This window comes from Pseudomonas sp. SHLD1 (assembly GCF_028640935.1).
GTDB lineage: Bacteria > Pseudomonadota > Gammaproteobacteria > Pseudomonadales > Pseudomonadaceae > Chryseomonas > Chryseomonas aestiva.
On sequence record NZ_JAQZAD010000013.1, the window covers coordinates 113,545 to 133,348 of the forward strand.

20 protein-coding genes are annotated in these 19,804 nt (G+C 67.5%); 15 read left to right on the forward strand and 5 right to left on the reverse strand.

The window, feature by feature from the left end; genetic code table 11:
* Window positions 1-82: 82 nt before the first annotated feature.
* A complete protein-coding gene (gene entS, locus PVZ77_RS06000; RefSeq protein ID WP_273805907.1) occupies window positions 83-1,312 on the forward strand; it encodes an enterobactin transporter EntS in 1,230 nt (409 codons plus the stop codon).
* 364 nt (window positions 1,313-1,676) lie between these two features.
* On the opposite strand, the gene fepB is transcribed toward entS, so the two are convergent.
* Window positions 1,677-2,645 carry a Fe2+-enterobactin ABC transporter substrate-binding protein gene (fepB, locus tag PVZ77_RS06005; RefSeq protein WP_273805908.1) on the reverse strand — a complete coding sequence of 323 codons (969 nt, stop codon included), beginning with the start codon at window positions 2,643-2,645 and terminating at the stop codon, window positions 1,677-1,679.
* A 274-nt stretch (window positions 2,646-2,919) separates the two neighbouring features.
* Between fepB and PVZ77_RS06010 the strand changes: the two genes are divergently transcribed.
* From PVZ77_RS06010 to dhbA, 4 genes are read left to right on the forward strand one after another with little or no spacing between them, the layout of a single operon-like run.
* Window positions 2,920-4,107 carry an isochorismate synthase gene (locus PVZ77_RS06010; RefSeq protein WP_273805909.1) on the forward strand — a complete coding sequence of 396 codons (1,188 nt, stop codon included), beginning with the start codon at window positions 2,920-2,922 and terminating at the stop codon, window positions 4,105-4,107.
* Entirely contained in the window at window positions 4,104-5,729 is a 1,626-nt protein-coding gene (locus PVZ77_RS06015) for a (2,3-dihydroxybenzoyl)adenylate synthase (protein ID WP_273805910.1), read from the forward strand. Before PVZ77_RS06010 ends, PVZ77_RS06015 begins: the two co-directional genes overlap by 4 nt.
* Before the next feature lie 8 nt (window positions 5,730-5,737).
* A complete protein-coding gene (locus PVZ77_RS06020) occupies window positions 5,738-6,598 on the forward strand; it encodes an isochorismatase family protein (RefSeq protein WP_273805911.1) in 861 nt (286 codons plus the stop codon).
* Between the two features lie 11 nt (window positions 6,599-6,609).
* Window positions 6,610-7,365 carry a 2,3-dihydro-2,3-dihydroxybenzoate dehydrogenase gene (gene dhbA, locus PVZ77_RS06025; protein WP_443218034.1) on the forward strand — a complete coding sequence of 252 codons (756 nt, stop codon included), beginning with the start codon at window positions 6,610-6,612 and terminating at the stop codon, window positions 7,363-7,365.
* 732 nt (window positions 7,366-8,097) lie between these two features.
* On the opposite strand, the gene rapA is transcribed toward dhbA, so the two are convergent.
* Window positions 8,098-10,932: an RNA polymerase-associated protein RapA gene (gene rapA, locus PVZ77_RS06030; RefSeq protein WP_273805912.1), complete on the reverse strand. Its 2,835-nt coding sequence runs from the start codon at window positions 10,930-10,932 to the stop codon at window positions 8,098-8,100.
* A gap of 105 nt (window positions 10,933-11,037) precedes the next feature.
* On the opposite strand from rapA, the gene PVZ77_RS06035 reads away from it, so the two are divergent.
* The 4 genes from PVZ77_RS06035 to PVZ77_RS06050 all read left to right on the forward strand — a co-directional run bounded on the left by PVZ77_RS06035 (window position 11,038) and on the right by PVZ77_RS06050 (window position 12,622).
* Window positions 11,038-11,304 (forward strand): aspartate-semialdehyde dehydrogenase, encoded by a 267-nt coding sequence (locus PVZ77_RS06035; RefSeq protein ID WP_273805913.1) that lies wholly within the window; start codon window positions 11,038-11,040, stop codon window positions 11,302-11,304.
* Window positions 11,305-11,306: 2 nt separating this feature from the next.
* Window positions 11,307-11,891, forward strand: coding sequence for an alpha-ketoglutarate-dependent dioxygenase AlkB family protein (locus PVZ77_RS06040; protein ID WP_273805914.1), 585 nt, complete (start codon window positions 11,307-11,309; stop codon window positions 11,889-11,891).
* The gene (locus tag PVZ77_RS06045; RefSeq protein WP_273805915.1) at window positions 11,888-12,046 is read left to right on the forward strand and encodes a hypothetical protein; all 159 of its coding nucleotides are present in this window, start codon (window positions 11,888-11,890) and stop codon (window positions 12,044-12,046) included. Before PVZ77_RS06040 ends, PVZ77_RS06045 begins: the two co-directional genes overlap by 4 nt.
* A gap of 129 nt (window positions 12,047-12,175) precedes the next feature.
* Window positions 12,176-12,622, forward strand: a complete 447-nt coding sequence (locus PVZ77_RS06050; RefSeq protein ID WP_017642155.1) for an Hsp20 family protein — start codon at window positions 12,176-12,178, stop codon at window positions 12,620-12,622.
* 66 nt (window positions 12,623-12,688) lie between these two features.
* On the opposite strand, the gene PVZ77_RS06055 is transcribed toward PVZ77_RS06050, so the two are convergent.
* Complete coding sequence (locus PVZ77_RS06055) at window positions 12,689-13,597, reverse strand: LysR family transcriptional regulator (RefSeq protein ID WP_273805916.1); 909 nt, start codon at window positions 13,595-13,597, stop codon at window positions 12,689-12,691.
* A gap of 91 nt (window positions 13,598-13,688) precedes the next feature.
* On the opposite strand from PVZ77_RS06055, the gene PVZ77_RS06060 reads away from it, so the two are divergent.
* From PVZ77_RS06060 to aroQ, 6 genes are read left to right on the forward strand one after another with little or no spacing between them, the layout of a single operon-like run.
* Window positions 13,689-14,639, forward strand: a complete 951-nt coding sequence (locus PVZ77_RS06060; protein WP_273805917.1) for a ketopantoate reductase family protein — start codon at window positions 13,689-13,691, stop codon at window positions 14,637-14,639.
* Window positions 14,636-15,031, forward strand: coding sequence for a VOC family protein (locus tag PVZ77_RS06065; protein WP_273805918.1), 396 nt, complete (start codon window positions 14,636-14,638; stop codon window positions 15,029-15,031). Before PVZ77_RS06060 ends, PVZ77_RS06065 begins: the two co-directional genes overlap by 4 nt.
* 8 nt (window positions 15,032-15,039) lie before the next feature.
* Window positions 15,040-15,498 carry a MaoC family dehydratase gene (locus PVZ77_RS06070; RefSeq protein WP_273805919.1) on the forward strand — a complete coding sequence of 153 codons (459 nt, stop codon included), beginning with the start codon at window positions 15,040-15,042 and terminating at the stop codon, window positions 15,496-15,498.
* A complete protein-coding gene (locus PVZ77_RS06075) occupies window positions 15,495-16,727 on the forward strand; it encodes a CaiB/BaiF CoA transferase family protein (RefSeq protein ID WP_273805920.1) in 1,233 nt (410 codons plus the stop codon). Before PVZ77_RS06070 ends, PVZ77_RS06075 begins: the two co-directional genes overlap by 4 nt.
* Window positions 16,724-17,542, forward strand: coding sequence for a shikimate dehydrogenase (gene aroE, locus PVZ77_RS06080; protein WP_273805921.1), 819 nt, complete (start codon window positions 16,724-16,726; stop codon window positions 17,540-17,542). Before PVZ77_RS06075 ends, aroE begins: the two co-directional genes overlap by 4 nt.
* Window positions 17,543-17,550: 8 nt before the next feature.
* Entirely contained in the window at window positions 17,551-17,994 is a 444-nt protein-coding gene (gene aroQ / locus PVZ77_RS06085) for a type II 3-dehydroquinate dehydratase (RefSeq protein WP_273805922.1), read from the forward strand.
* Window positions 17,995-18,444: 450 nt separating this feature from the next.
* On the opposite strand, the gene PVZ77_RS06090 is transcribed toward aroQ, so the two are convergent.
* Complete coding sequence (locus PVZ77_RS06090; RefSeq protein ID WP_273805923.1) at window positions 18,445-19,272, reverse strand: GNAT family N-acetyltransferase; 828 nt, start codon at window positions 19,270-19,272, stop codon at window positions 18,445-18,447.
* The gene (locus tag PVZ77_RS06095) at window positions 19,263-19,781 is read right to left on the reverse strand and encodes a cupin domain-containing protein (protein WP_273805924.1); all 519 of its coding nucleotides are present in this window, start codon (window positions 19,779-19,781) and stop codon (window positions 19,263-19,265) included. Before PVZ77_RS06095 ends, PVZ77_RS06090 begins: the two co-directional genes overlap by 10 nt.
* Window positions 19,782-19,804: the final 23 nt, after the last annotated feature.

Here is a 19,804-nt window from a genome sequence, read left to right on the forward strand (position 1 = left end):
TTAACACATGATAGTCTGTATTACATGCTAACAGCCTTGCCCCGGCGGCTCGATAGCGTCCCCTGTGTTTTTCCGGTGATTCATGTCCAAGACGTCCTTCCTGCTCGACTTCGGCCTGCTCAGGTCCCACGCCGCCTTTCGCACCCTGTTCATCGCCCGCCTGGTGTCCGTGCTGTCCCTAGGCCTGCTGGCCGTGGCGATTCCCATCCAGGTCCAGGCCCTGACCGACTCGCCACTCAAGGTAGGCCTGGCGCTGAGCATGGCCGGCATCGGCATGTTCGTCGGCCTGCTCACCGGCGGGGTGCTGGCCGACCGCCTGGAACGACGCCGCCTGATCCTGGCGGCCCGCTCCATCTGCGGCCTGGGCTTCGTCGGCCTGGCAGTCAACGCCAGCCTGCCCGAGCCGTCGCTGACCGCCATCTACCTGCTGGCCCTGTGGGATGGCTTCTTTGGCGCCCTCGGCGTGACCGCGCTGCTGGCGGTCACGCCGATCCTGGTCGGTCGTGAATCCATGGTGCAGGCCGGTGCCCTGAACATGCTCAGCGTGCGGGTGGCGGCCATCGTCGCCCCGCCGCTGGGTACCCTGCTGATCGCCCAGAGCGGCGTGGCCTGGAACTACGGCCTGACTGCCTGCGGCACCCTGATCACCCTGCTGGTGCTGCTGCGCCTGCCTCCGTTGCCGCCGCCCGAGCAGCCGCGCGAGACGCCCTGGGAGGCCCTGGGCGGCGGCATCGCCTTCCTGTTCGAGAACCGCCTGCTGGGCGCGGTTGCCCTGGTCGGCGCCCTGGTGACCATGGCGAATGCGGTGCGGGTGCTCTATCCGTCGCTGGGCGAGAGTTGGGGGCTGGATACCGGACACCTGGGCTGGCTCTATGCCGCCGCGCCCCTGGGCGCGGCCATCGGCGCCCTCACCAGTGGCCGACTGAACCAGGCGCCACGCCCCGGGCGTACCCTGCTGATGACCGCGGTGGCGACCTTTCTGGCAGTGGCGATGTTCGCGCTGCTGCCCGGCTTCTGGCTGTCCGCGCTGTGCCTGGTGCTGTTCGGCTATCTGGGCGCGCTCAATTCCCTGGTGCAGTACGCGCTGATCCAGCGCCTGACCCCGGATCGCCTGCTGGGGCGCATCAATGCGCTGTGGACGGCACAGAACATCGGCGGCGAGGCCCTCGGCGCGGCGCTGTTCGGCGGCCTGGCAAGTCTGATGCTGCCGGCGCAGGCCGCTTGCGTCTTCGGCCTGGTCGCCGCCGGGGTGGCCGCCCTTTGCTGGGCGCTGGCCCGCGGCCTGCGCCGGGCCGAAAGCCTCGGCGCCTGATCCGCTCCGGTGCGCCTGGCGTAGTGTGGAAAACCGCGCAGCGTTTTCCACTGGGGCTCATGGCGGGGACAAGTGGACAAGGCTGCGCCGTTGTCCACGCTACGGGTGCTCAAGGCCTGGCGTAGCGTGGAAAACCGCGCAGCGTTTTCCACTGGGGCTCATGGCAGGGACAAGTGGACAAGGCTGCGCCGTTGTCCACGCTACGGGTGCTCAAGATCTGGCGTAGCGTGGAAAACCGCGCAGCGTTTTCCACTGGGGCTCATGGCGGGAACAAGTGGACAAGGCTGCGCCGTTGTCCACGCTACGGGTGCTCAAGGCCTGGCGTAGCGAGGAAAAGCGCGCGGCGTTTCCACTATTGCCCGGTTCAGGGCTTGGCGTAGCGCTGTTCCAGACGATCCAGCAGCAGGTTGGCGCTATAGGGGTCGAGACGGAAGGTCTCGGCGCCCAGGGCTTCCACACGGTTGTCCTTGACCGCCGGCAGGTGCGCCAGCAGCGGATTGCCGCGTACCGCCTCGGCTTCCTTGGCATCCGCGGCGAACAGCAGGAAGGTCTGGCCCGTGAGACCGGTGGCGACGTTTTCACCGGCCAGTTGCAGGATGTCGTGGCGCTGCCCCTGGCTATGGCCGGTCTCCAGTCCCGCCGGCAGCGCCGCCAGTTTGAAGCCCAGGCTTTCCAGCAACTGACCCTGGGAGGAGGCGGCGGTCCAGAGATTGGCCTGGCGCGTCGCCGGGTTGTAGACGAAGGCCGACACCGGTTGTGGCGGCAGCTGCAGACGCGCCTTGAGATCGGCGACGCGCCGGTCGAAGTCGGCGACCACCTTGCGGGCGGCGTCCTCGCGGCCGGTGGCCTGACCGAGCAGCTCCACCACCTGTTGCCAGCTGCGATTGTCGTAACCCACCACCAGCACCGGGGCGATGGCCTTGAGTTGCTCGACCAGGCGCAGCGCCGAGTCGTTGCCGGCGGCGCTGACCAGGATCAGGTCCGGTACCTCGGCGGCCACGGCTTCGGCATTGGCTTCGCCGATATACAGGCGTTTCACGTCGCGCTGCTTGGCGACCGTGCCCCATTGACGCAGGAAGCCCTGGTCGTCGGCGAATCTGTTGTTGGGCGAGGTGGCACCGCTGGCCACCACCGGCGCGCCGATGGCGAGCAGGGAGCCGGTGAGGGTGACGCTGGTGGAGACGATGCGTTGCGGCTTGGCGGGCAGGCTGACCTGGCTGCCGTCGGCGCTGATCTGCCGGGGCCAGTCCGCCGCCCGGGCGGTACCACCCAGTGCCAGGGTCGCGAGGGCCAGGAGGGTGAGAATGCGAAACACTGACGACAAGCTGAACATGAACGCCTTCCGGTTGTAAGATAATCACTCTCATTTTCAAAGAAGCGCCTCCTGGCAGCAAGTCGTTCCGGCCATACCGTCGGTCCGCCGACCGGGAATGACAGGAGATCCCCTCCAGGCGAGCTTCCGCCCGGTGGATATTCCTTCTTTAAAACAAGGGCTTGCGGGATAGTCGGGAATATCGTTCGGTCCCTAACGAATTGACTTCCCGCTATCCGGTACGTTAGCTTCTGCTTATTGATAAGCATTATCATTCGTGTAGAGGTTCATCGAAATGACGAGCAAGAGGGCCGAGGTGGTCGAAGAAGTCGCTGCCGATCGTCGGGAACAGGCGGCATTCCTGTTCCAGTCAGGTGATCTCGTCCTGCAGGGGCGGGGCATCTGCGCCCGGGTCGAGACACCGGCCAGCGGCGGTGCGCACCGGGACAGCCTGTTCCTCCACGCCGTGGAAGAGGCCTTCGCCCGTGCCCGCCAGGCCGGTATCGCCGAACCGGTGATCATGGGCGCCATTCCCTTCGATACCACCAGGCCCTCCTGTCTCTATGTGCCCCGGGAGCACGCCTGGATGACCCGCCCGGCGCCGGTCAGCAGCGCACCGGTCGCCCCGGCGCAGGTGCGCGAGGTGCGCAACCTGCCCAGTGCGGACGGCTTCTGCCTGGCGGTGGAGGAGGCCATCGAGGCCTTCCGCCGCGGCGAGCTGAGCAAGGCGGTGCTGTCGCGGATCCAGGAGATCCACCTGGCGGAGCCCGCCGACGTGGAGGCCATCCTCGCCAATCTGGCGCGGCAGAATCCCACCGGTTATCAGTTCCGCATCCCCACCGCCGAGGGGGGCGAACTGGTCGGAGTCAGCCCCGAGTTGCTGGTGCGCAAGCAGGGCGCCCAGGTCCATACCAATCCGCTGGCGGGTTCGGCCAAGCGTCGCGCCGATCCGCAGGAAGACCAGCGCGTCGCCCGCGACCTGCTGGAGTCCAGCAAGGATCACTACGAGCACCGCCTGGTGATCGAGGACATCCGCCGGCAGCTGGCGCCGCTGTGCAGCCGGCTGGACGTGCCCGAAGGGCCTTCGCTGCTCAGCACCAACGCCATGTGGCACCTGTCCACCGCCATCGACGGCGAACTGGCCGACAGCCGCACCTCGGCGCTGCAGCTCGCCTGCCGCCTGCATCCGACCCCGGCCGTCTGCGGCTTTCCCACGGCGGCGGCACGGCAATTGATCCAGCGCATCGAGCCCTTCGACCGCGGCCTGTTCACCGGCATGGTCGGCTGGTGCGATGCCCAGGGCAACGGCGAGTGGGTGGTCACCATCCGCTGCGGCACCGTGCAGAACGACCGGCTGCGGCTGTTCGCCGGCGCCGGCATCGTCGAAGCCTCGGATCCGGCGGCGGAGTGGGCCGAGGTCACCGCCAAACTGGGCACCATGCGTGCCGCCTGTGGTTTGCTCGACGAGGAGAACCCCACGTGAGTCTGGAATTCACCCCCTGGCCGGAAGACCTGGCGGCCCGCTATCGCGCCCTGGGTTACTGGCCCGACCTGCCGATGACCGAGATCCTGGCGCGCAGCCGCGCGGCCCTGCCGGACTCGCCGGCGATCCTCTGTGGCGAGGGGCAGCTGAGCTATGCCGAGCTGGACGAGCGCTCCAGTCGCCTGGCCGCCCACCTGCAGGCCGCCGGGCTGCGCCCTCACGACACCGCCCTGGTGCAGCTGCCCAACGTGGCCGAGTTCTATGTGGTGTTCTTCGCCCTGCTCAAGGCCGGCATCGCCCCGGTCAACGCCCTGTTCAGTCACCAGAAGCTGGAGCTGCTCGCCTATGCGCAGCAGATCCAGCCCCGGCTGCTGATCGCCTCCCGCGAGCACAATCTGTTTCGCGACGACAACTTCCTCGGCGAGTTGCGCGACGTGGCGCCGGGCCTGAGCGAGGTCTTGCTGGATGGCGCCGACGACGCACGCAGCCTGCAGCAGCGTCTGGATACCCCGCTGGACGGTTTTCAGCTGACGCCTACCGCCGGTGGCGAGGTGGCCTTCTTTCAGCTCTCCGGGGGTAGCACCGGCACGCCCAAGCTGATCCCGCGCACCCACAACGACTACTACTACAGCCTCAGACGCAGCGTCGAGATCTGCCGCCTGACCCCGGCGACGCGCTTTCTCTGTGCCCTGCCGGCGGGCCACAACTACACCCTCAGCTCGCCCGGTGCCCTGGGCGTCTTCATCGCCGGTGGCTGTGTGGTCATGGCTCGCGATCCCGAGCCGCTGCGCTGCTTCGCGCTGATCGAACGCCATCAGGTGGACTGGGTGGCCCTGGTACCACCAGCGGTAGCGCTCTGGATGCAGGCCGCCGCCGCACCCGAGCAGCGCGCCCGGCTGGCCAGCCTGCGCGTGGTGCAGGTGGGCGGTGCCAGCTTTGCCGAGGCCCAGGCCCGCCGCGTGCCCGTGGAACTGGGCTGCCAGCTGCAGCAGGTGTTCGGCATGGCCGAGGGCCTGGTCAACTACACCCGCCTGGACGACGAGCCCGAGCGCATCTTCACCACCCAGGGCCGCCCCATGAGTCCTGACGACGAGGTGCGCATCACCGACGAGGAGGGCAACCCGGTGCCCGACGGCGAGCCCGGTCTGCTGTCCACCCGCGGTCCCTACACCTTCCGCGGCTACTACTGCAGCCCCGAGCACAATGCCCAGGTCTTCGACGCCGAGGGTTTCTATTTCTCCGGCGACGTGGTCCAGCGCGATGCCGACGGCTATCTCAAGGTGGTCGGCCGGGTGAAGGACCAGATCAACCGTGGCGGCGAGAAGATCGCCGCCGCCGAGATCGAGGGACTGCTGCTGCGCCATCCCGGCATCACCCACGCCGCCCTGGTCGCCATCGCCGACGAGCTGATGGGCGAGAAGAGCTGCGCCTGCCTGGTGGTTAGCGATCCGGCACTCAAGCCGGTGGCGCTGCGTCGCTATCTGCGCGAGCAGGGCGTGGCCGAGTACAAGCTGCCCGACCGTTTCCAATTCCTTGACCAGCTGCCGCTCACCGCCGTCGGCAAGATCGACAAGCGCCGCCTGCGCGAGCAGCTGCAGACCCCTTCCACCGAGCGTTCCTAAGGTTTCCCATGGCTATTCCCCGTCTTGCCTCCTATCCCTTGCCCCAGCCCGACGGCTTTCCCGCCAACAAGGTCGACTGGACACCCGCCGCCGACCGCGCCGTGCTGCTGATCCACGACATGCAGCGCTATTTCGTCGAGTTCTATGGCGACAGCAGCCCGCTGATCGACCAGGTGGTGGCCAACATCGCCGCGCTGCGCGCCTGGGCCGATGCCCAGGGCGTGCCGGTGGTTTACACCGCCCAGCCCACGGACCAGCCGCCGGCCGACCGCGCCCTGCTCAACGACATGTGGGGCCCGGGCCTGACCCAGGCCGATCCCGCGCTGCAGCAGGTGGTAGCGGAGCTGGCGCCCAAGGGCGACGACGTGGTGCTGACCAAGTGGCGCTACAGCGCCTTCCATAGATCCAACCTGCAGGACCTGATGACCGAGTGGCGCCGCGACCAGCTGATCGTCTGCGGCGTCTATGCCCACATCGGTTGCCTGACCACCTGTACCGACGCCTTCATGAGAGACATCCAGGCCTTCCTGATCGGCGACGCCGTGGCCGACTTCAGCGAGGAAGAGCACCGCATGGCGCTGCGCTACGTGGCCACTCGCTGCGGCAGTACCCTCAGCACCGCCCAGGTCACCGGCGGCGCGGTAACCCTGGACGAAGCCTGGCTGCGTGCCCAGGTCCAGCCGCTGCTGGACGCCGACGACGAAGAGCCGGCGCTGGACGACAACCTCACCGATTTCGGCCTGGATTCGGTGCAGGTCATGACCCTGGTGGGCGAGTGGCAGAAGCGCGGCCTGCCCGTGACCTTCGCCGATCTCGCCGCCCAGCCGACCCTGCAGGGCTGGCTGGATCTGCTGCGCGCGCGCGCCTGAGGAAGCTCCCGATGACGCAACTGGATTTCACCGGCAAGCGCGTCTGGGTGACCGGCGCGGGGCAGGGCATCGGACTGCAGGTGGCGCGCCGCTTCCAGGCGGCGGGTGCCGAGGTGGTCGGACTCGACCGACACTTCGCCGAGAGCAGCTATGCGTTCCGCACCCAGCTGCTGGATGTTGCCGACGCGGCCCAGGTCGAGGACGTCTGCCAGGCGCTGCTGGCTGAAGAACGCCGTCTGGACGTGCTGGTCAACGGTGCTGGCGTGCTGCGCCTGGGCACCAGCGACAGCCTGAGCCTGGACGACTGGCAGGCGCTGCTGGACGTCAACGTCTCCGGGCCCTTCTACCTGTTCCGCCAGCTGGTGCCGCTGTTCAAGGCCCAGGGCCAGGGCGCCATCGTCAACATCGCCTCCAACGCCGCCCATGTGCCGCGCCTGCAGATGGCCGGCTATTGCACCTCCAAGGCGGCGCTGGTGTCCCTGAGTCACTGCGTGGCCCTGGAACTGGCCGGGTCGGGCGTGCGCTGCAACGTGGTCTCGCCGGGTTCCACGGCGACCCCCATGCTGGCCGGCATGCTCGGCTCGCCCGAGGGCTATCAGCGCCTGGTGGACGGCCTGCCGGAAGACTTCAAGCTGGGCATCCCGCTGCGCAAGATCGCCCAGCCCGACGAGATCGCCAACACCGTGCTCTTCCTCGCCTCGGACCTGGCCAGCCATATCACCATGCAGGACATCGTGGTGGACGGTGGCGCGACCCTGGCCGCGTGAGGGTCTTGCATAGGTTGGGTTGAGCGCCAGCGAAGCCCAGCAGGGGAATATCCGACAACCGCGGTGTGTTGGGCTTCGACGATGGAGCCGTCTCAACCCAACCTACGACCAGGCGCGGTGATCGATCACGAGCTTGCTGGGGTGTGGTAGCCAAGCGCCTACCCGAGCAGTCCCCTCTCCCCTCGGGAGAGGGTTGGGGTGAGGGCGCCCTTGGCTACGACGCCCAGTGGAAAGGCTACGCCGTTTTCCACGCTACGGGGCTGAGCGGTTCCGTAGGTTGGGTTGAGCGCCAGCGAAGCCCAACGCAGGCGGATTTGACTCCGCTCGTTGGGCTTCGACGATGGAGCCGACTCAACCCAACCTACGACCAGGCGCGGTGATCGATCAGGAGCTTGCCGGGGGTGATGCAGCTGAACGCCCATCCCCACCCCAACCCTCTCCCCTCGGGAGAGGGTTGGGGTGGGGGCGCCCTTGGCTACGACGCCCAGTGGAAAAGCCTGCGCCGTTTTCCACGCTACGGGGTTGAGCGGTACCGTAGGTTGGGTTGAGCGCCAGCGAAGCCCAACAGCGAAATATCCGACCACCGCGGTGTGTTGGGCTTCGACGATGGAGCCGACTCAACCCAACCTACGACCAGGCGCAGTGATCGATCACGGCCATGGGCCGCTCCTACGGTCCTGCAGGAGCGGCCCATGGCCGCGATTGAAGGGCCTCGCTAGCGAAGCCTTCAACTCAACCCGCCACCAGCACCCGAATGGCTTCCAGGCGCAGCGAGGCCTTGTCCAGGTAGGTCAGGCCTTCCTCGCGCTGCTGGCGCAGGCGATCGATCTCGTCCTGGCGGACGCTGGAGTTGACCGCGCGCAAGGCTTCCAGGCGGGCGATTTCCTCGTCCATGCCCGAGACATAGGCCTGGCGTGCCTTGGCGACGCGTTCCTCGTGGCGGGGCAGGGCCTTGTCTTCGCCACCGCCGATCAGCTTGGCCAGGGAGTCGCGCTGGGCCTGGACGAACTTGTTGGCGCTGGTACGCGGCACGCTTTCCAGCTGATCGTTCAGGGTCTCGAAGGCCACCCGGGCCGCCAGGTCGTTGCCGTTGGCATCCAGCAGGCAGCGGATCGCCAGCGGCGGCAGGTGGCGGCCCAGTTGCAGGGCGCGCGGCGCCACCGCCTCGCTGATGTAGATCAGCTCCAGCAGCACGGTACCCGGCTTGAGCGCCTTGTTCTTGATCAGCGCCACGGCGGTGTTGCCCATGGAGCCGGACATCACCAGGTCCATGCCGCCCTGGGCCATGGGGTGCTCCCAGGTCAGGAATTGCATGTCTTCGCGAACCAGGGCCACGTTGCGATCGTAGGTGACGGTCACGCCTTCGTCGTCGCCGAGGGGGAAGCCCGCGTCGAGCATCTTCTCGCTGGGCTTGAGGATCAGGGCGTTGTCGGAGTGGTCCTCGCTGTCGATGCCAAAGGCGTTGAACAGCTCTTCCATGTACATCGGCAGGGCGAACTGGTCGTCCTGCTCGAGGATGTCCTCGACCAGCTGCTCGCCGGCACCGGCGCCCGAGGAATTGAGTTCCAGCAGGCGATCGCGACCGTTGTGCAGTTCCGTCTCCAGCGCGGCGCGCGCCTGGGCACCCTCTTCCAGCAGCGCCTGCCAGGTGGCGTCGTCGCCACCGGCCAGCTGCTCGTCGAGTTCGCTGGCGAAGCGCGCCTGGAGGGCGCTGCCGGTCGGCGAGGTGGCCAGGAAGGCATTCAGCGCCTGGTGGTACCACTGGAACTGGCGTTCCTGGCGGCTGCCTTCGAGATAGGGCACGTGCAGCTGGATGGTGTGGCGCTGGCCGATCCGGTCGAGACGGCCGATGCGCTGCTCCAGCAGGTCCGGGTGGGCCGGCAGGTCGAACAGCACCAGGTGATGGGCGAACTGGAAGTTGCGGCCTTCACTGCCGATCTCGGAGCAGATCAGCACCTGGGCGCCGAATTCCTCGTCGGCGAAGTAGGCGGCGGCGCGATCGCGTTCGAGGATGCTCATGCCTTCGTGGAAGGTCGTGGCGGGAATGCCGGACTTGAGCCGCAGGGCGTCTTCCAGATCCAGGGCGGTTTCCATGCGCGCGCAGATGACCAGCACCTTGTGCGGCTTGAGCGCCTTGAGGGTGTCGATCAGCCACTCGACGCGGCCGTCGTGACGCCACCAGCGATCGTTGTCGTCTTCCGGGGCGAATTCGGTTTCCGGCTGCAGCGACTGGCCAGGCATGACGCCCTCGTCCAGATAGGCATCCGGGAAGGGCAGGGCGTGGGCGTGCAGCTCGCGCTCGGGGAAGCCCTTGACCGCGGCCCGGGTGTTGCGGAACAGCACGCGCCCGGTGCCATGGCGATCCAGCAGCTCGCGCACCAGCCGCGCGCGGGCGTCGGCGTCGCCGGCTGCGGCGGCGGCCAGCAGGGTCTCGCCTTCCTGTCCGAGGAAGCCGCCGATGGCGTCCTGGGCGGCCGGGCTCAGGGCGCCGGCGTCGAGCAGTTCCTGCACGGCTTCGGCCACCGGGCGGTAGTGCTGGGACTCCTGCTGGAAGGCGGCGAAGTCATGGAAGCGGCTGGGGTCGAGCAGGCGCAGGCGGGCGAAGTGGCTGTCCTGGCCCAGTTGCTCGGGGGTCGCGGTGAGCAGCAGCACGCCGGGGATGACCTCACCGAGTTGCTCGACCAGGCTGTATTCGCGGCTGGCGCCCTCGGGGTGCCAGACCAGGTGGTGGGCTTCGTCGACCACCAGCAGGTCCCAGCCGGCGGCGAAGGCGGCATCCTGGGCCTTTTCGTCGCGCACCAGCCAGTCCAGGGAGACCAGCGCCAGCTGGGCGTCCTCGAAGGGATTGCCGTCTTCGCTGGCCATGAAGCGCTCGGCGTCGAACAGCGCCACTTCCAGATTGAAGCGGCGGCGCATCTCCACCAGCCACTGGTGCTGGAGATTTTCCGGAACCAGGATCAGCACGCGACTGGCGCGACCGCTGAGCAGCTGGCGATGGATCACCAGGCCGGCTTCGATGGTCTTGCCCAGGCCCACTTCGTCGGCCAGCAGGACGCGCGGGGCGACCCGGTCGGCCACGCTGCGGGCGATGTGCAGCTGGTGCGGGATCGGCTGGGCGCGGGTGCCGCCGAGGCCCCAGAGGCTGGACTGCAGCAGGCGGTTGCGGTGCTCGTGGGTGTGATAGCGCAGGCCGAACCAGGGCAGGGGGTCGATCTGTCCGGCGAACAGGCGGTCGCTGGCCAGGCGGAACTGGATGAAGTTCGACAGCTGGGCCTCGGGCACGCTGCGTGCCTCGCGCTCAGCGGTGAAGCCGTGATAGGTCAGCAGGCCATCCGCTTCGGAGACCTCGCGCACGGTGAGCTTCCAGCCCTCGAAATGGGTCACCTCGTCGCCCGGGGCGAAGCGCACCCGGGTCAGCGGGGCGTTGCGCTGGGCATACTGACGCGTCTCCCCGGTGGCTGGATAGAGCACCGTGAGCAGGCGGCCGTCCAGGGCCAGGATGGTTCCCAGGCCCAGTTCGGCCTCACTGTCACTGATCCAGCGTTGTCCCGGTTGATGCGACGCCATGTGGAAGCTTCTCCCCAGCTATCAAAAAGCCGGCTATTTTAGCGAAAGCGGAGTCAGAAGCCTAACGCGCTCTTTGCCGCAGTCCGCGAATTCGAGGTCCCCGTCATGATCCCTGTCATTCCGCCGCCTGGCGTGACCCCGCCAAACCAGCTGGATCCCGCTCCGGTGCGTCCGGCCATCGCCCCCATAGCGCCCGTGCAGGCGGCGGCCGAGACCGCGCACGCGCCCCTGGAGGACGAGGCCACCCTGGATCGCGAGGCGCGTCGTCGCCGCCGCCAGCGCGAAGCCCTGCGCCAGGGGCTCGGCGCCGAGCGCGCCCAGGCCCTGGAAGAGCCGGAGCAGGTGGGCGTCCAGGTGGATCTGCGGGTATAGCCATGGTCGAGCGCCTGGAGCTGGACAACGCCGAACTGGCCTTCCAGCCGCACTGGCTGCCGGCGGAAACCGCCGACGCCTGGCTGCGGCAGCTCGACGCCGAAACCCCCTGGAGCCAGCCGCAGGTGCGGGTGTACGGGCGCTGGCATCCGGTGCCGCGGCAGGTGGCCTGGTACGCCGATCCCGGGGTGATCTATGGCTACGCCGGCCTGGACCACGCCGCCTTGCCCTGGACACCGCTGCTGCAGCGGATTCGCGAAGCCGTCGAGGCGGCCTGCGGCCAGGGCTTCAATGGCGTGCTGCTCAATCGCTATCGCGACGGCCAGGACTCCATGGGCTGGCACAGCGACGATGAGGCCAGTCTCGGCGCCAATCCGCTGATCGCCTCGCTCAACCTCGGGGCCGCGCGGCGCTTCGACTTTCGCCGCAAGGGCACCAGCCGTATCGGCCATTCCCTGGAACTCGGTCACGGCAGCCTGCTGGTCATGGCCGGCGCGACCCAGCATCATTGGCAGCACCAGATCGCCAAGACCCGCAAAGCCAGTGGGTTGCGGCTGAATCTCACCTTTCGCCGGATAGCGACATGAGCGACGACAGCAACCTCATCGACTTCACCACCGAGCGCGGCAAGCGCATCCACGACCTCAAGGAGCGCCGCCTGCAGGAGGTGCGCTCGGCCTTCGAGCAGGCGCTGCCGCTGACCGCGGCCAAGAAGAAAAAGCGCGAGCCGAAGAAGAAATAGCGGCGCTACCGTTCGTCGGGTTTCGCCCTTGAAATTTTTTGGGGAATTCCTATCTAGGTTCGTGCGGGATGCCGAAGTCGGGTCCCGCAGGCAATACCGAAACTTGCTGAACCTATCAGGAGATTCACCATGAGCAATGTACTGTCCCTGGCCCCGCTGTTCCGTCATTCCGTCGGCTTCGACCGGTTCAACGACCTGTTCGAATCCGCGCTGCGCAACGACGCTGGCAGCTCCTATCCGCCCTACAACGTCGAGAAGCACGGTGACGACCAGTATCGCATCGTGATCGCCGCCGCCGGTCTCCAGGAAGATGACCTGGACATCGAAGTCGAGCGTGGCGTGCTCACCGTCAAGGGTGGCCGGCGCGAAAACAGCGCCGAGAGCGTGACCTTCCTGCACCAGGGCATCGCCCAGCGCGCCTTCAAGCTGTCCTTCCGCCTCGCCGACCATATCGAGGTGAAGGGTGCCGATCTCAAGCACGGTCTGCTGAGCATCGAACTGGTGCGGGTGATCCCGGAAGAAGCCAAGCCCAAGCGCATCGCCATCTCCGGCCAGCGCCCGGCCCTGGACAACTGATCGTCCAGGCGTCCTGCCCAAGAGCCCCAGCCCCGCGCTGGGGCTCTTTCGTTTCCGGCTCCCGCGCTAGCGACCGTGGCCGAAGAGCTCCAGCAGCACCCCGCGCAACCAGCGATTGCCGGCATCCTGGTGATAGCGCGCGTGCCAGTGCTGCCTGACCGCGAAGCCGTCGATCGGCACCGGGCATTCGTGGACCCTGAGGCCGTAGGTCTGTGCCAGGGTGGTGCCGATGTGCCGTGGCAGGGTGACGATGAGGTCGGAGTTGCCGACCACCGCGCCAACGCCCAGAAAGCCGGGTAGCTCCAGCACGATGCGGCGCTGCACCCCTGCGCGCACCAGGCCCGCTTCCAGCAGCTTCTGCCCGGTTCCGGCACTGACCAGCACATGGCCCTCTTCGCCGTAGGCCGCGGCCGTCAGCCGTTCGCCGAGGCGGGAATGGCTGGCGCTGACCAGGCAGACCCAGTCCTGGGGAAACAGCAGCTGCTGATAGAGACTGCCGCCCAGCCAGGGAATGAAGCCGATCGCCAGGTCGGCTTCGCCGATCTCCAGCGCCTGTTCGGTATTGCCGTCGATCCGTGCGACCTCCAGGCGTACACCGGGCGCCACCTCGCGCAGGTGCGCCAGGATCCGTGGCAGCAGGGTGATGTGGCTGGCATCGCTCAGGCAGAGACGAAACAGCCGCTGGGCGGTGGCGGGCTCGAAAGCGACCTCCCAGGCCACCAGCCGGCGCAGGGATTCGAGCACCTCGCGACACGGGGTGATCAGGGCCTCGGCTTGCGGCGTGGGCTTCATGCCTCCAGGCGTGCGCACGAACAGCGGATCGCGCAGCTGCTGGCGCAACTTGCCGAGCCAGAGGCTGATGGTGGGCTGGCTCTGGCCGAGCTGTTCGGCGGCCCGGGTCACGCTGCCGGTGCGGTAGAGCACCTCGAACAGCATCAGCAGCTTGGGGTCGGGCAGGCCGTCCGTAGGCAGCATTATCAGGATTCCTGATGGGCGAATTGAGCCCTTTGTATAGCTCAATAGCAGGCGCGGGCCTAGGGTAGGGCGAAAACACGGAGCCCGATCCATGAAAATCTGCATCCTCGGGGCCGGCGCCCTGGGCAGCACCTTTGGCGCCTGGCTGAGCGAGGCGGGACACGAGACCTGGCTGCTCAACCGGCCCAATGCCCATATCGAGGCGGTGGCACGTGACGGCTTGGACATCGAGACCGCCGATGGCCGTCGCCGGGTTCAGGTGCGGGCGGCGGTCAGCGCCGAGACGGTTGGGGTGGTCGATCTGGTGGTGGTGCTGGTCAAGTCCTTCGCCACCACCGCGGCCATGAGCCATGCCCGGGCGCTGGTCGGTCCCCACACCCTGGTGCTGTCGCTGCAGAACGGCCTCGGTCACGAAGAGCTGCTGGCCGAGATCGTCGGCCAGGAGCGGGTGATCGCCGGCAAGACCTATGTCGGCGGCGTGCTGCTCGGCCCCGGGCGGATCCGCAGCGGGGTCGTGGGCAAGCGCACGATCATCGGCGAGCTCGACGGCCAGCTCTCGGCGCGCGTCCAGGCCGTCGCCGCCGTCTTCGAGGACGCCGGACTGGCTACCACGGTCAGCGGCAACATCCTCGGCACCCTCTGGGACAAGCTGCTGGTCAACGTCGCCACCGGTGCCCTCACCGGCATCACCCAACTCAGCTATGGCCAGCTCTATAGCGAGCCGCAGCTGCGTGACATCGCGCTGCAAGCGGTGGGCGAGGCCATCGCGGTGGCCCGTGCCGCCGGCGTCGAGCTGGGCCTGCGCGAGCCCCAGGCGGCCTGGGAGCTGGCACGCGAAGGGCTGCCGACGTCATTCAAGACCTCCCTGCTGCAGAGCCTGCAGAAGGGCTCCATCACCGAAATCGACTTCATCAACGGCGCGGTGGTGCGGCTCGGCCAGCAGTACCGCGTGCCCACGCCGGTCAACGCCACCCTGGTCGCTTGCATCAAGGGTATCGAGCGCGCCCTGGCCGACCGACAACAAGAGGACGCCACACCATGAGCATTTCCAAGGCCTATCTGGAACACGTGGCCATCTGGGTGAAGGACATCCACTGGCATATCCGCTTCTTCCACGAGGTGTTCGGCATGACCCTGCGCGAGGTGCAGGGCACGGTCGAACAGCCCAGTCAGTACTGGACGCTGGGCGGGATGCAATTCATGAGCAAGCCGGACTTCGAAGGCTCCGAAGGGCGCCTGGGTCATCTGGGGCTGATGTGCGAGGACCTGGACGCCGCCCTGGCCGCCGCCCGCCGTTTCGCGGGCGTGGAGCAGCTGCCCCAGGGCCCCAACTGGCTGCGCCTGCCCGATGGCCTGGCGCTGGAGTTCATCCAGGCGGTGCCGGCCCGCGCCGTGCACGACGCCCTGGCCGTCAACGCCCGCCAATCCGAGTGACAGCGACCATGACCGTACCAGAAAAATATTTCGAGGATGCCCGCGAGGGCGACGAGGCGCTCACGCCGAGCTACCGGGTCACCAAGGAGCGCATCCTGGCCTACGCCGACCTCACCGGTGACCATACCCCGGTCCACGTCGACGAGGCCTATGCCAATGCCAGCCACTTCGGCGGCCTGGTTGCCCACGGGCTGATGGGGCTGTCCATCGCCGACGGCCTCAAGACCCGGTGCGACTACCGCTTCCTGCCGGGGATGTCGCTGGGCTGGACCTGGGACTTCCTCCTGCCGATCCGCGTCGGCGACGAATTGCACGTCAAGGTGCGCGTGGGGTCCATGCGTCCGAGCAAGAGCAAGCCGGGGTGGGGCATCGTGGTGCTGCCCTCGGAGCTGATCAACCAGAAGGGGGAAGTGGTCCAGCGCGGCGAACACCGGCTGATGGTGCCGCGACGGGAGGGCGTCGTATGAGCCAGCCACTGCCGCTGCAAGGCCTGAGGGTCATCGACTACAGCCACTTCCTCGCCGGCCCCTATGTGGGGCGCTGCCTGGCGGCCTTGGGCGCCGAGGTGATCAAGGTGGAGCGTCCTGGCAGCGGCGATGCCGGGCGCCAGCACGCCTTCGTCCTGGATGACCAGCAGAGCGGCTACTTCCTGCAACTCAACATGGGCAAGCAGGGCGTCAGCGTCAACATGAAGGACCCGCGCGGCAAGGCCTTCATGCAGCAGCTCTGCGACAGCGCCGACGTCTTCATCGAGAACTACCGACCTGGCGCCCTTGACCGGCTCGGCCTGGGTTACGCGGAGCTTTCGGCGCGCAATCCACGACTGGTGTATTGCTCGATTTCCGCCTACGGCCACACCGGCCCCGACGCCCATCGCGCCGGCTTCGGGCTGATCGCCGAGGCCAAGAGTGGCATCATGCAGATGGTCGGCACGCCGGGCGAGGCGCCGCCGCTGCTGCGCATCTCCCTGGGCGACATGTACACCGGCGCCCATGCGGTGGCCGCCATCAACGCGGCGCTGCTGGGCCGGGTCACCAGCGGGCGCGGCCAGCACATCGACATGGCGCTGTACGACACCCTGGTATCGATGCACGAGTACGCGGTGCAGTGCTACACCCTGTCCGGCGGCGAGATCCTGCCGCAGCAGACCGGCCACGACATGCCTACGTCGACCCTCTATGGCGTGTTTCGCGCCCAGGACGGCGACCTGGTGATCGCTGCCCAGGTGGACGAGGCCTGGAAGCGCTTCGCCGCCCTGGTCGAGCAGGACGCGGACCAGCCGGGCTTTGGCAGCGACCCGCGCTTCCACACCTCCACCGGTCGCAACGCCCATCGCGAAGCCATCCTGCCCGTCGTCAAGGCCTGGGTGGCGGCCAATCCGGTCGCACGGCTGCTGGCCCTGCTCGACGAGATCGACGTGCCCTGTGCCAAGGTGCAGCGCATCGACGAGGTGATTGAGGATCCCCAGATCAAGGCGCGCGGCATGATCCAGGAGCAGCAGCACCCGCGCTTCGGCACCCTGCGCATGCCCAATCTGCCATTCCGCTTTTCCGATTGTGACACCACCATCCGGCAGGTGGCGCCGGACCTCGGTGAGCACAACGCTGCCGTCGCCCAGAGCCTGGGCTACAGCGCGGAAGACATCGCCCGGCTGCAGGCCGACGGCGTGCTGTTCAGCCAGGAGCCCTGCGCATGACCGACCACTATGCGGTGATTGGCCGCCCGATCAACCACACCAAGTCGCCGCTGATCCATGCCCTGTTCGCCGCCACCACCGGGCAAGACCTGGAATACGGCGCCATCGAAGGCTCGCTGGAGGATTTCGTCGGCGACGTGCAGCGCTTTCGCGCCCAGGGCGGGCAGGGCCTGAACGTGACCGCACCGTTCAAGCTGCAGGCCTTCCAGCTGGCCACCGAGTCCAGCGAAAGGGCACGCCTGGCCCGAGCGGCCAACGCCCTGAAGTTCGAGGGCGACCGGGTGCTGGCGGAGAACTTCGACGGTATCGGCCTGCTGCGCGACATCGAGGTCAATCTCGGTCAACCCCTGGTCGGCAGGCGGGTCCTGCTGCTGGGCGCCGGTGGTGCGGTGCGTGGCGCCCTGCTGCCCTTTCTCGCCGCCGGACCGACGGAATTGGTGATGGCCAATCGCGATGGGCGGAAGGCGGCTGAGCTAGCCCGGGAGACCGGGCACCCGCTGCTGAGCGTGCGGAGCTACGCGGCGTTGGAAGGGGAGACATTCGATCTGGTGATCAATGCCACCTCGGCCAGTCTGGTCGGCGAACTGCCGCCGGTGCCGGCAGGCGTCTTCGCCCAGGCCGCGCTGGCCTATGAACTCGCCTACGGCAAGGGACTGACGCCTTTCCTGCGTCTCGCCCGTGAACAGGGCGTGGCGCAGCTGGCGGACGGCGTGGGGATGCTGGTGGAACAGGCCGCCGAAGCCTTCGCCTGGTGGCGCGGCGTGCGCCCCGAGACCCGGCCGGTCATCGACCGGCTGACCCTTCCCCTGACCTGAGCGAATCCATGAAGATCCTGATGCTGCACGGTATCAACCACAACATGTTCGGCAAGCGCGATCCGCTGCAGTACGGCACCGTGACCCTGGCCGAGATCGACGCCAGGCTGGCGGCCCTGGGTGCTGAACTGGGCGTCGAGGTGGAAAGCTTCCAGAGCAACCACGAAGGGGCGATGGTGGAGCGCATCCATCGTGGCTATGAGGAGGGCGTCGACGCGGTACTGATCAACGCGGGCGCCTGGACCCACTACAGCTATGGCATCCGCGACGCCCTGGCGATCCTCACCGTGCCGGTGGTGGAGCTGCACATGTCCAACATCCATGCGCGCGAGAGTTTCCGCCATCACTCGGTATTCGCCGAGATCGTGCTGGGGCAGATCGCCGGCTTCGGCGTGGACAGCTACCTGCTGGCGCTGCGCGCCGCGGTGAGCGCGGCCCAGGCCAGGCAGTAGCGAGGCGCTTGGTGTCATGCCTCCAAGAAGCCCTGGCCATGCCGGGGCTTTTTCGTGGGAGCGACCCTCACCCCGGCCCTTTCCCAAGGGGAGAGGGGGAGGCAACGGGGATCCCCGTGTAGGGTGGCAAACCGCGCAGCGTTTTCCACGTTAAGGCTGGGCTTATCGCGGCCATGGGCCGCTCCTACATTTGGGCTTTTTCGTGGGCGACCCTCACCCCGGCCCTCTCCCAAGGGGAGAGGGGGAGGCAACGGGGATCCTCGTGTAGGGTGGAAAACCGCGTAGCGTTTTCCACGCGTCAACAGGAGGCTCTGGCGTTTTGCTTCCTCGCAGCCATGGCGGTCCGCCGATGCACCGCTCCTATGCTTACCTCGGAGCCCGTAGGAGCGGCCCATGGCCGCGATAAGCAAGGTTGGACGGTGGAAATTGCGTCACGATGGAACCCAACCTCTATCCCTCATCCACCCCCGTCCGCAGCAAGGTACCTATCCCACCCTCCAGGACGAAACCCGCCTTGGCATAGAGCCGCTGAGCCTGATGCCCGTCCTCGGCGACGATCACGAAGGCCTCCACCGACTCGCGCTGCCGTTGGAGCACCGTGCCGAGCAGGGCCTGGCAGAGGCCGCGGCGGCGCCAGTCCGGGCGAGTGGTGACGGCCTGGAAGCGACCCAGTCGACCGAAGCGATAGAGGCCGAGATAGGCCAGCAGCTCATCGCCAGCGAATACGCCCCACCAGTCGCCCAGACCGCCGTCACACAGCGAGCGGTAGCGCCGGGCCTGGTAGTCCAGATAGCGTCGGTGGGCCTCCGGGTGTTCGCTGCCTGGGGTGACTTCGGCCTGCAATTCACACCACTGTTGCCAATCGGTGGCCTCCTCGAGGCGGCGGATCGTCAATCCATCAGGTAGCGCGGGAGCTTGCCGTACGGCGTCGGCTGGCAGGCGCATCGAGACCAGGTGCAGATAATCGTAGCCGTCAGGCAGGTCTGCCGGAGGTCCTTCGGCTTGTGGCTCTGGCCAGACGAACGCACGGTGGGCCAAAGGCTCTGGGCTACCAACTAGGTCTTCGAAATCGGCTGACCAGGCGACTAGCTGCTCGGCGGTAGGGCGCTGGTCCAGCAGCAGATAGTTGCCGAAGTAATAGTCGGGACAGTCCGGCGTACGAATGCCCACCCAGTGCTCTCCATAGGCGAGACGGGTATCGAGTGCCAGTTGCAGCTGGGTGAGGAGTCCGGCATTGGCGTGGATGGTGGCGGGCAGTCGCGGCGGATTCACGGGCATTCGTCCTCTTGCGGCGACATCGCCACTCCCGGATGCGGCCCCAGCTCTCGCTCTGGATAATCCCGCCACTGCCTGTCCCCCAGGCCTGCGGTGTATTCCGGATGCAGCGGATAGTGCAGCCGGTTGTCCGTACGGCCCGCATCGCCCACCACCAGCAACTCCACCGGCTCGTCGGTCTCGTTGATGAAGGTATGGGCGACGCCATCCCCGGCCTTGAAACCCACGCCGTCGCCCGGCTTGAGCCGGTGGGCGTGGCCGTCGATCCAGGCGGTGGGATGGCCCGCGATCACATAGATGAATTCGTCTTCGGTGGCCTCGGCATGGGGCCTTGAGGTGCGCCGGCCGGGTGGCAGCCATTCATGGTGGATGCCCAGGCGGGCGAAGCCGAAGTGGCGGCCGAAGGCGGCGCCTAGGGAAAAGCGTTCGTCACTGTCGGGATAGCCGGGGCCATCCGGGGCCTGGAGCTGGGTCCAGTGCACGATCTTGTCGAAATCTTTCCGGGATTGCATGGGGTGCTGCGCCTCGCGGGAAA

Bases quoted from the DNA above. Each gene is read 5' to 3' on its own strand.
- PVZ77_RS06065 (WP_273805918.1), top strand. From the start codon at position 14,636: ATGAGCATTTCCAAGGCCTATCTGGAACACGTGGCCATCTGGGTGAAG.
- entS (WP_273805907.1), top strand. From the start codon at position 83: ATGTCCAAGACGTCCTTCCTGCTCGACTTCGGCCTGCTCAGGTCCCAC.
- rapA (WP_273805912.1), bottom strand. From the start codon at position 10,932: ATGGCGTCGCATCAACCGGGACAACGCTGGATCAGTGACAGTGAGGCC.
- PVZ77_RS06075 (WP_273805920.1), top strand. From the start codon at position 15,495: ATGAGCCAGCCACTGCCGCTGCAAGGCCTGAGGGTCATCGACTACAGC.
- PVZ77_RS06040 (WP_273805914.1), top strand. From the start codon at position 11,307: ATGGTCGAGCGCCTGGAGCTGGACAACGCCGAACTGGCCTTCCAGCCG.
- PVZ77_RS06060 (WP_273805917.1), top strand. From the start codon at position 13,689: ATGAAAATCTGCATCCTCGGGGCCGGCGCCCTGGGCAGCACCTTTGGC.
- PVZ77_RS06090 (WP_273805923.1), bottom strand. From the start codon at position 19,272: ATGCCCGTGAATCCGCCGCGACTGCCCGCCACCATCCACGCCAATGCC.
- PVZ77_RS06045 (WP_273805915.1), top strand. From the start codon at position 11,888: ATGAGCGACGACAGCAACCTCATCGACTTCACCACCGAGCGCGGCAAG.
- dhbA (WP_443218034.1), top strand. From the start codon at position 6,610: ATGACGCAACTGGATTTCACCGGCAAGCGCGTCTGGGTGACCGGCGCG.
- aroQ (WP_273805922.1), top strand. From the start codon at position 17,551: ATGAAGATCCTGATGCTGCACGGTATCAACCACAACATGTTCGGCAAG.
- PVZ77_RS06010 (WP_273805909.1), top strand. From the start codon at position 2,920: ATGACGAGCAAGAGGGCCGAGGTGGTCGAAGAAGTCGCTGCCGATCGT.
- PVZ77_RS06020 (WP_273805911.1), top strand. From the start codon at position 5,738: ATGGCTATTCCCCGTCTTGCCTCCTATCCCTTGCCCCAGCCCGACGGC.
- PVZ77_RS06050 (WP_017642155.1), top strand. From the start codon at position 12,176: ATGAGCAATGTACTGTCCCTGGCCCCGCTGTTCCGTCATTCCGTCGGC.
- aroE (WP_273805921.1), top strand. From the start codon at position 16,724: ATGACCGACCACTATGCGGTGATTGGCCGCCCGATCAACCACACCAAG.
- PVZ77_RS06095 (WP_273805924.1), bottom strand. From the start codon at position 19,781: ATGCAATCCCGGAAAGATTTCGACAAGATCGTGCACTGGACCCAGCTC.
- PVZ77_RS06070 (WP_273805919.1), top strand. From the start codon at position 15,040: ATGACCGTACCAGAAAAATATTTCGAGGATGCCCGCGAGGGCGACGAG.
- PVZ77_RS06035 (WP_273805913.1), top strand. From the start codon at position 11,038: ATGATCCCTGTCATTCCGCCGCCTGGCGTGACCCCGCCAAACCAGCTG.
- fepB (WP_273805908.1), bottom strand. From the start codon at position 2,645: ATGTTCAGCTTGTCGTCAGTGTTTCGCATTCTCACCCTCCTGGCCCTC.
- PVZ77_RS06055 (WP_273805916.1), bottom strand. From the start codon at position 13,597: ATGCTGCCTACGGACGGCCTGCCCGACCCCAAGCTGCTGATGCTGTTC.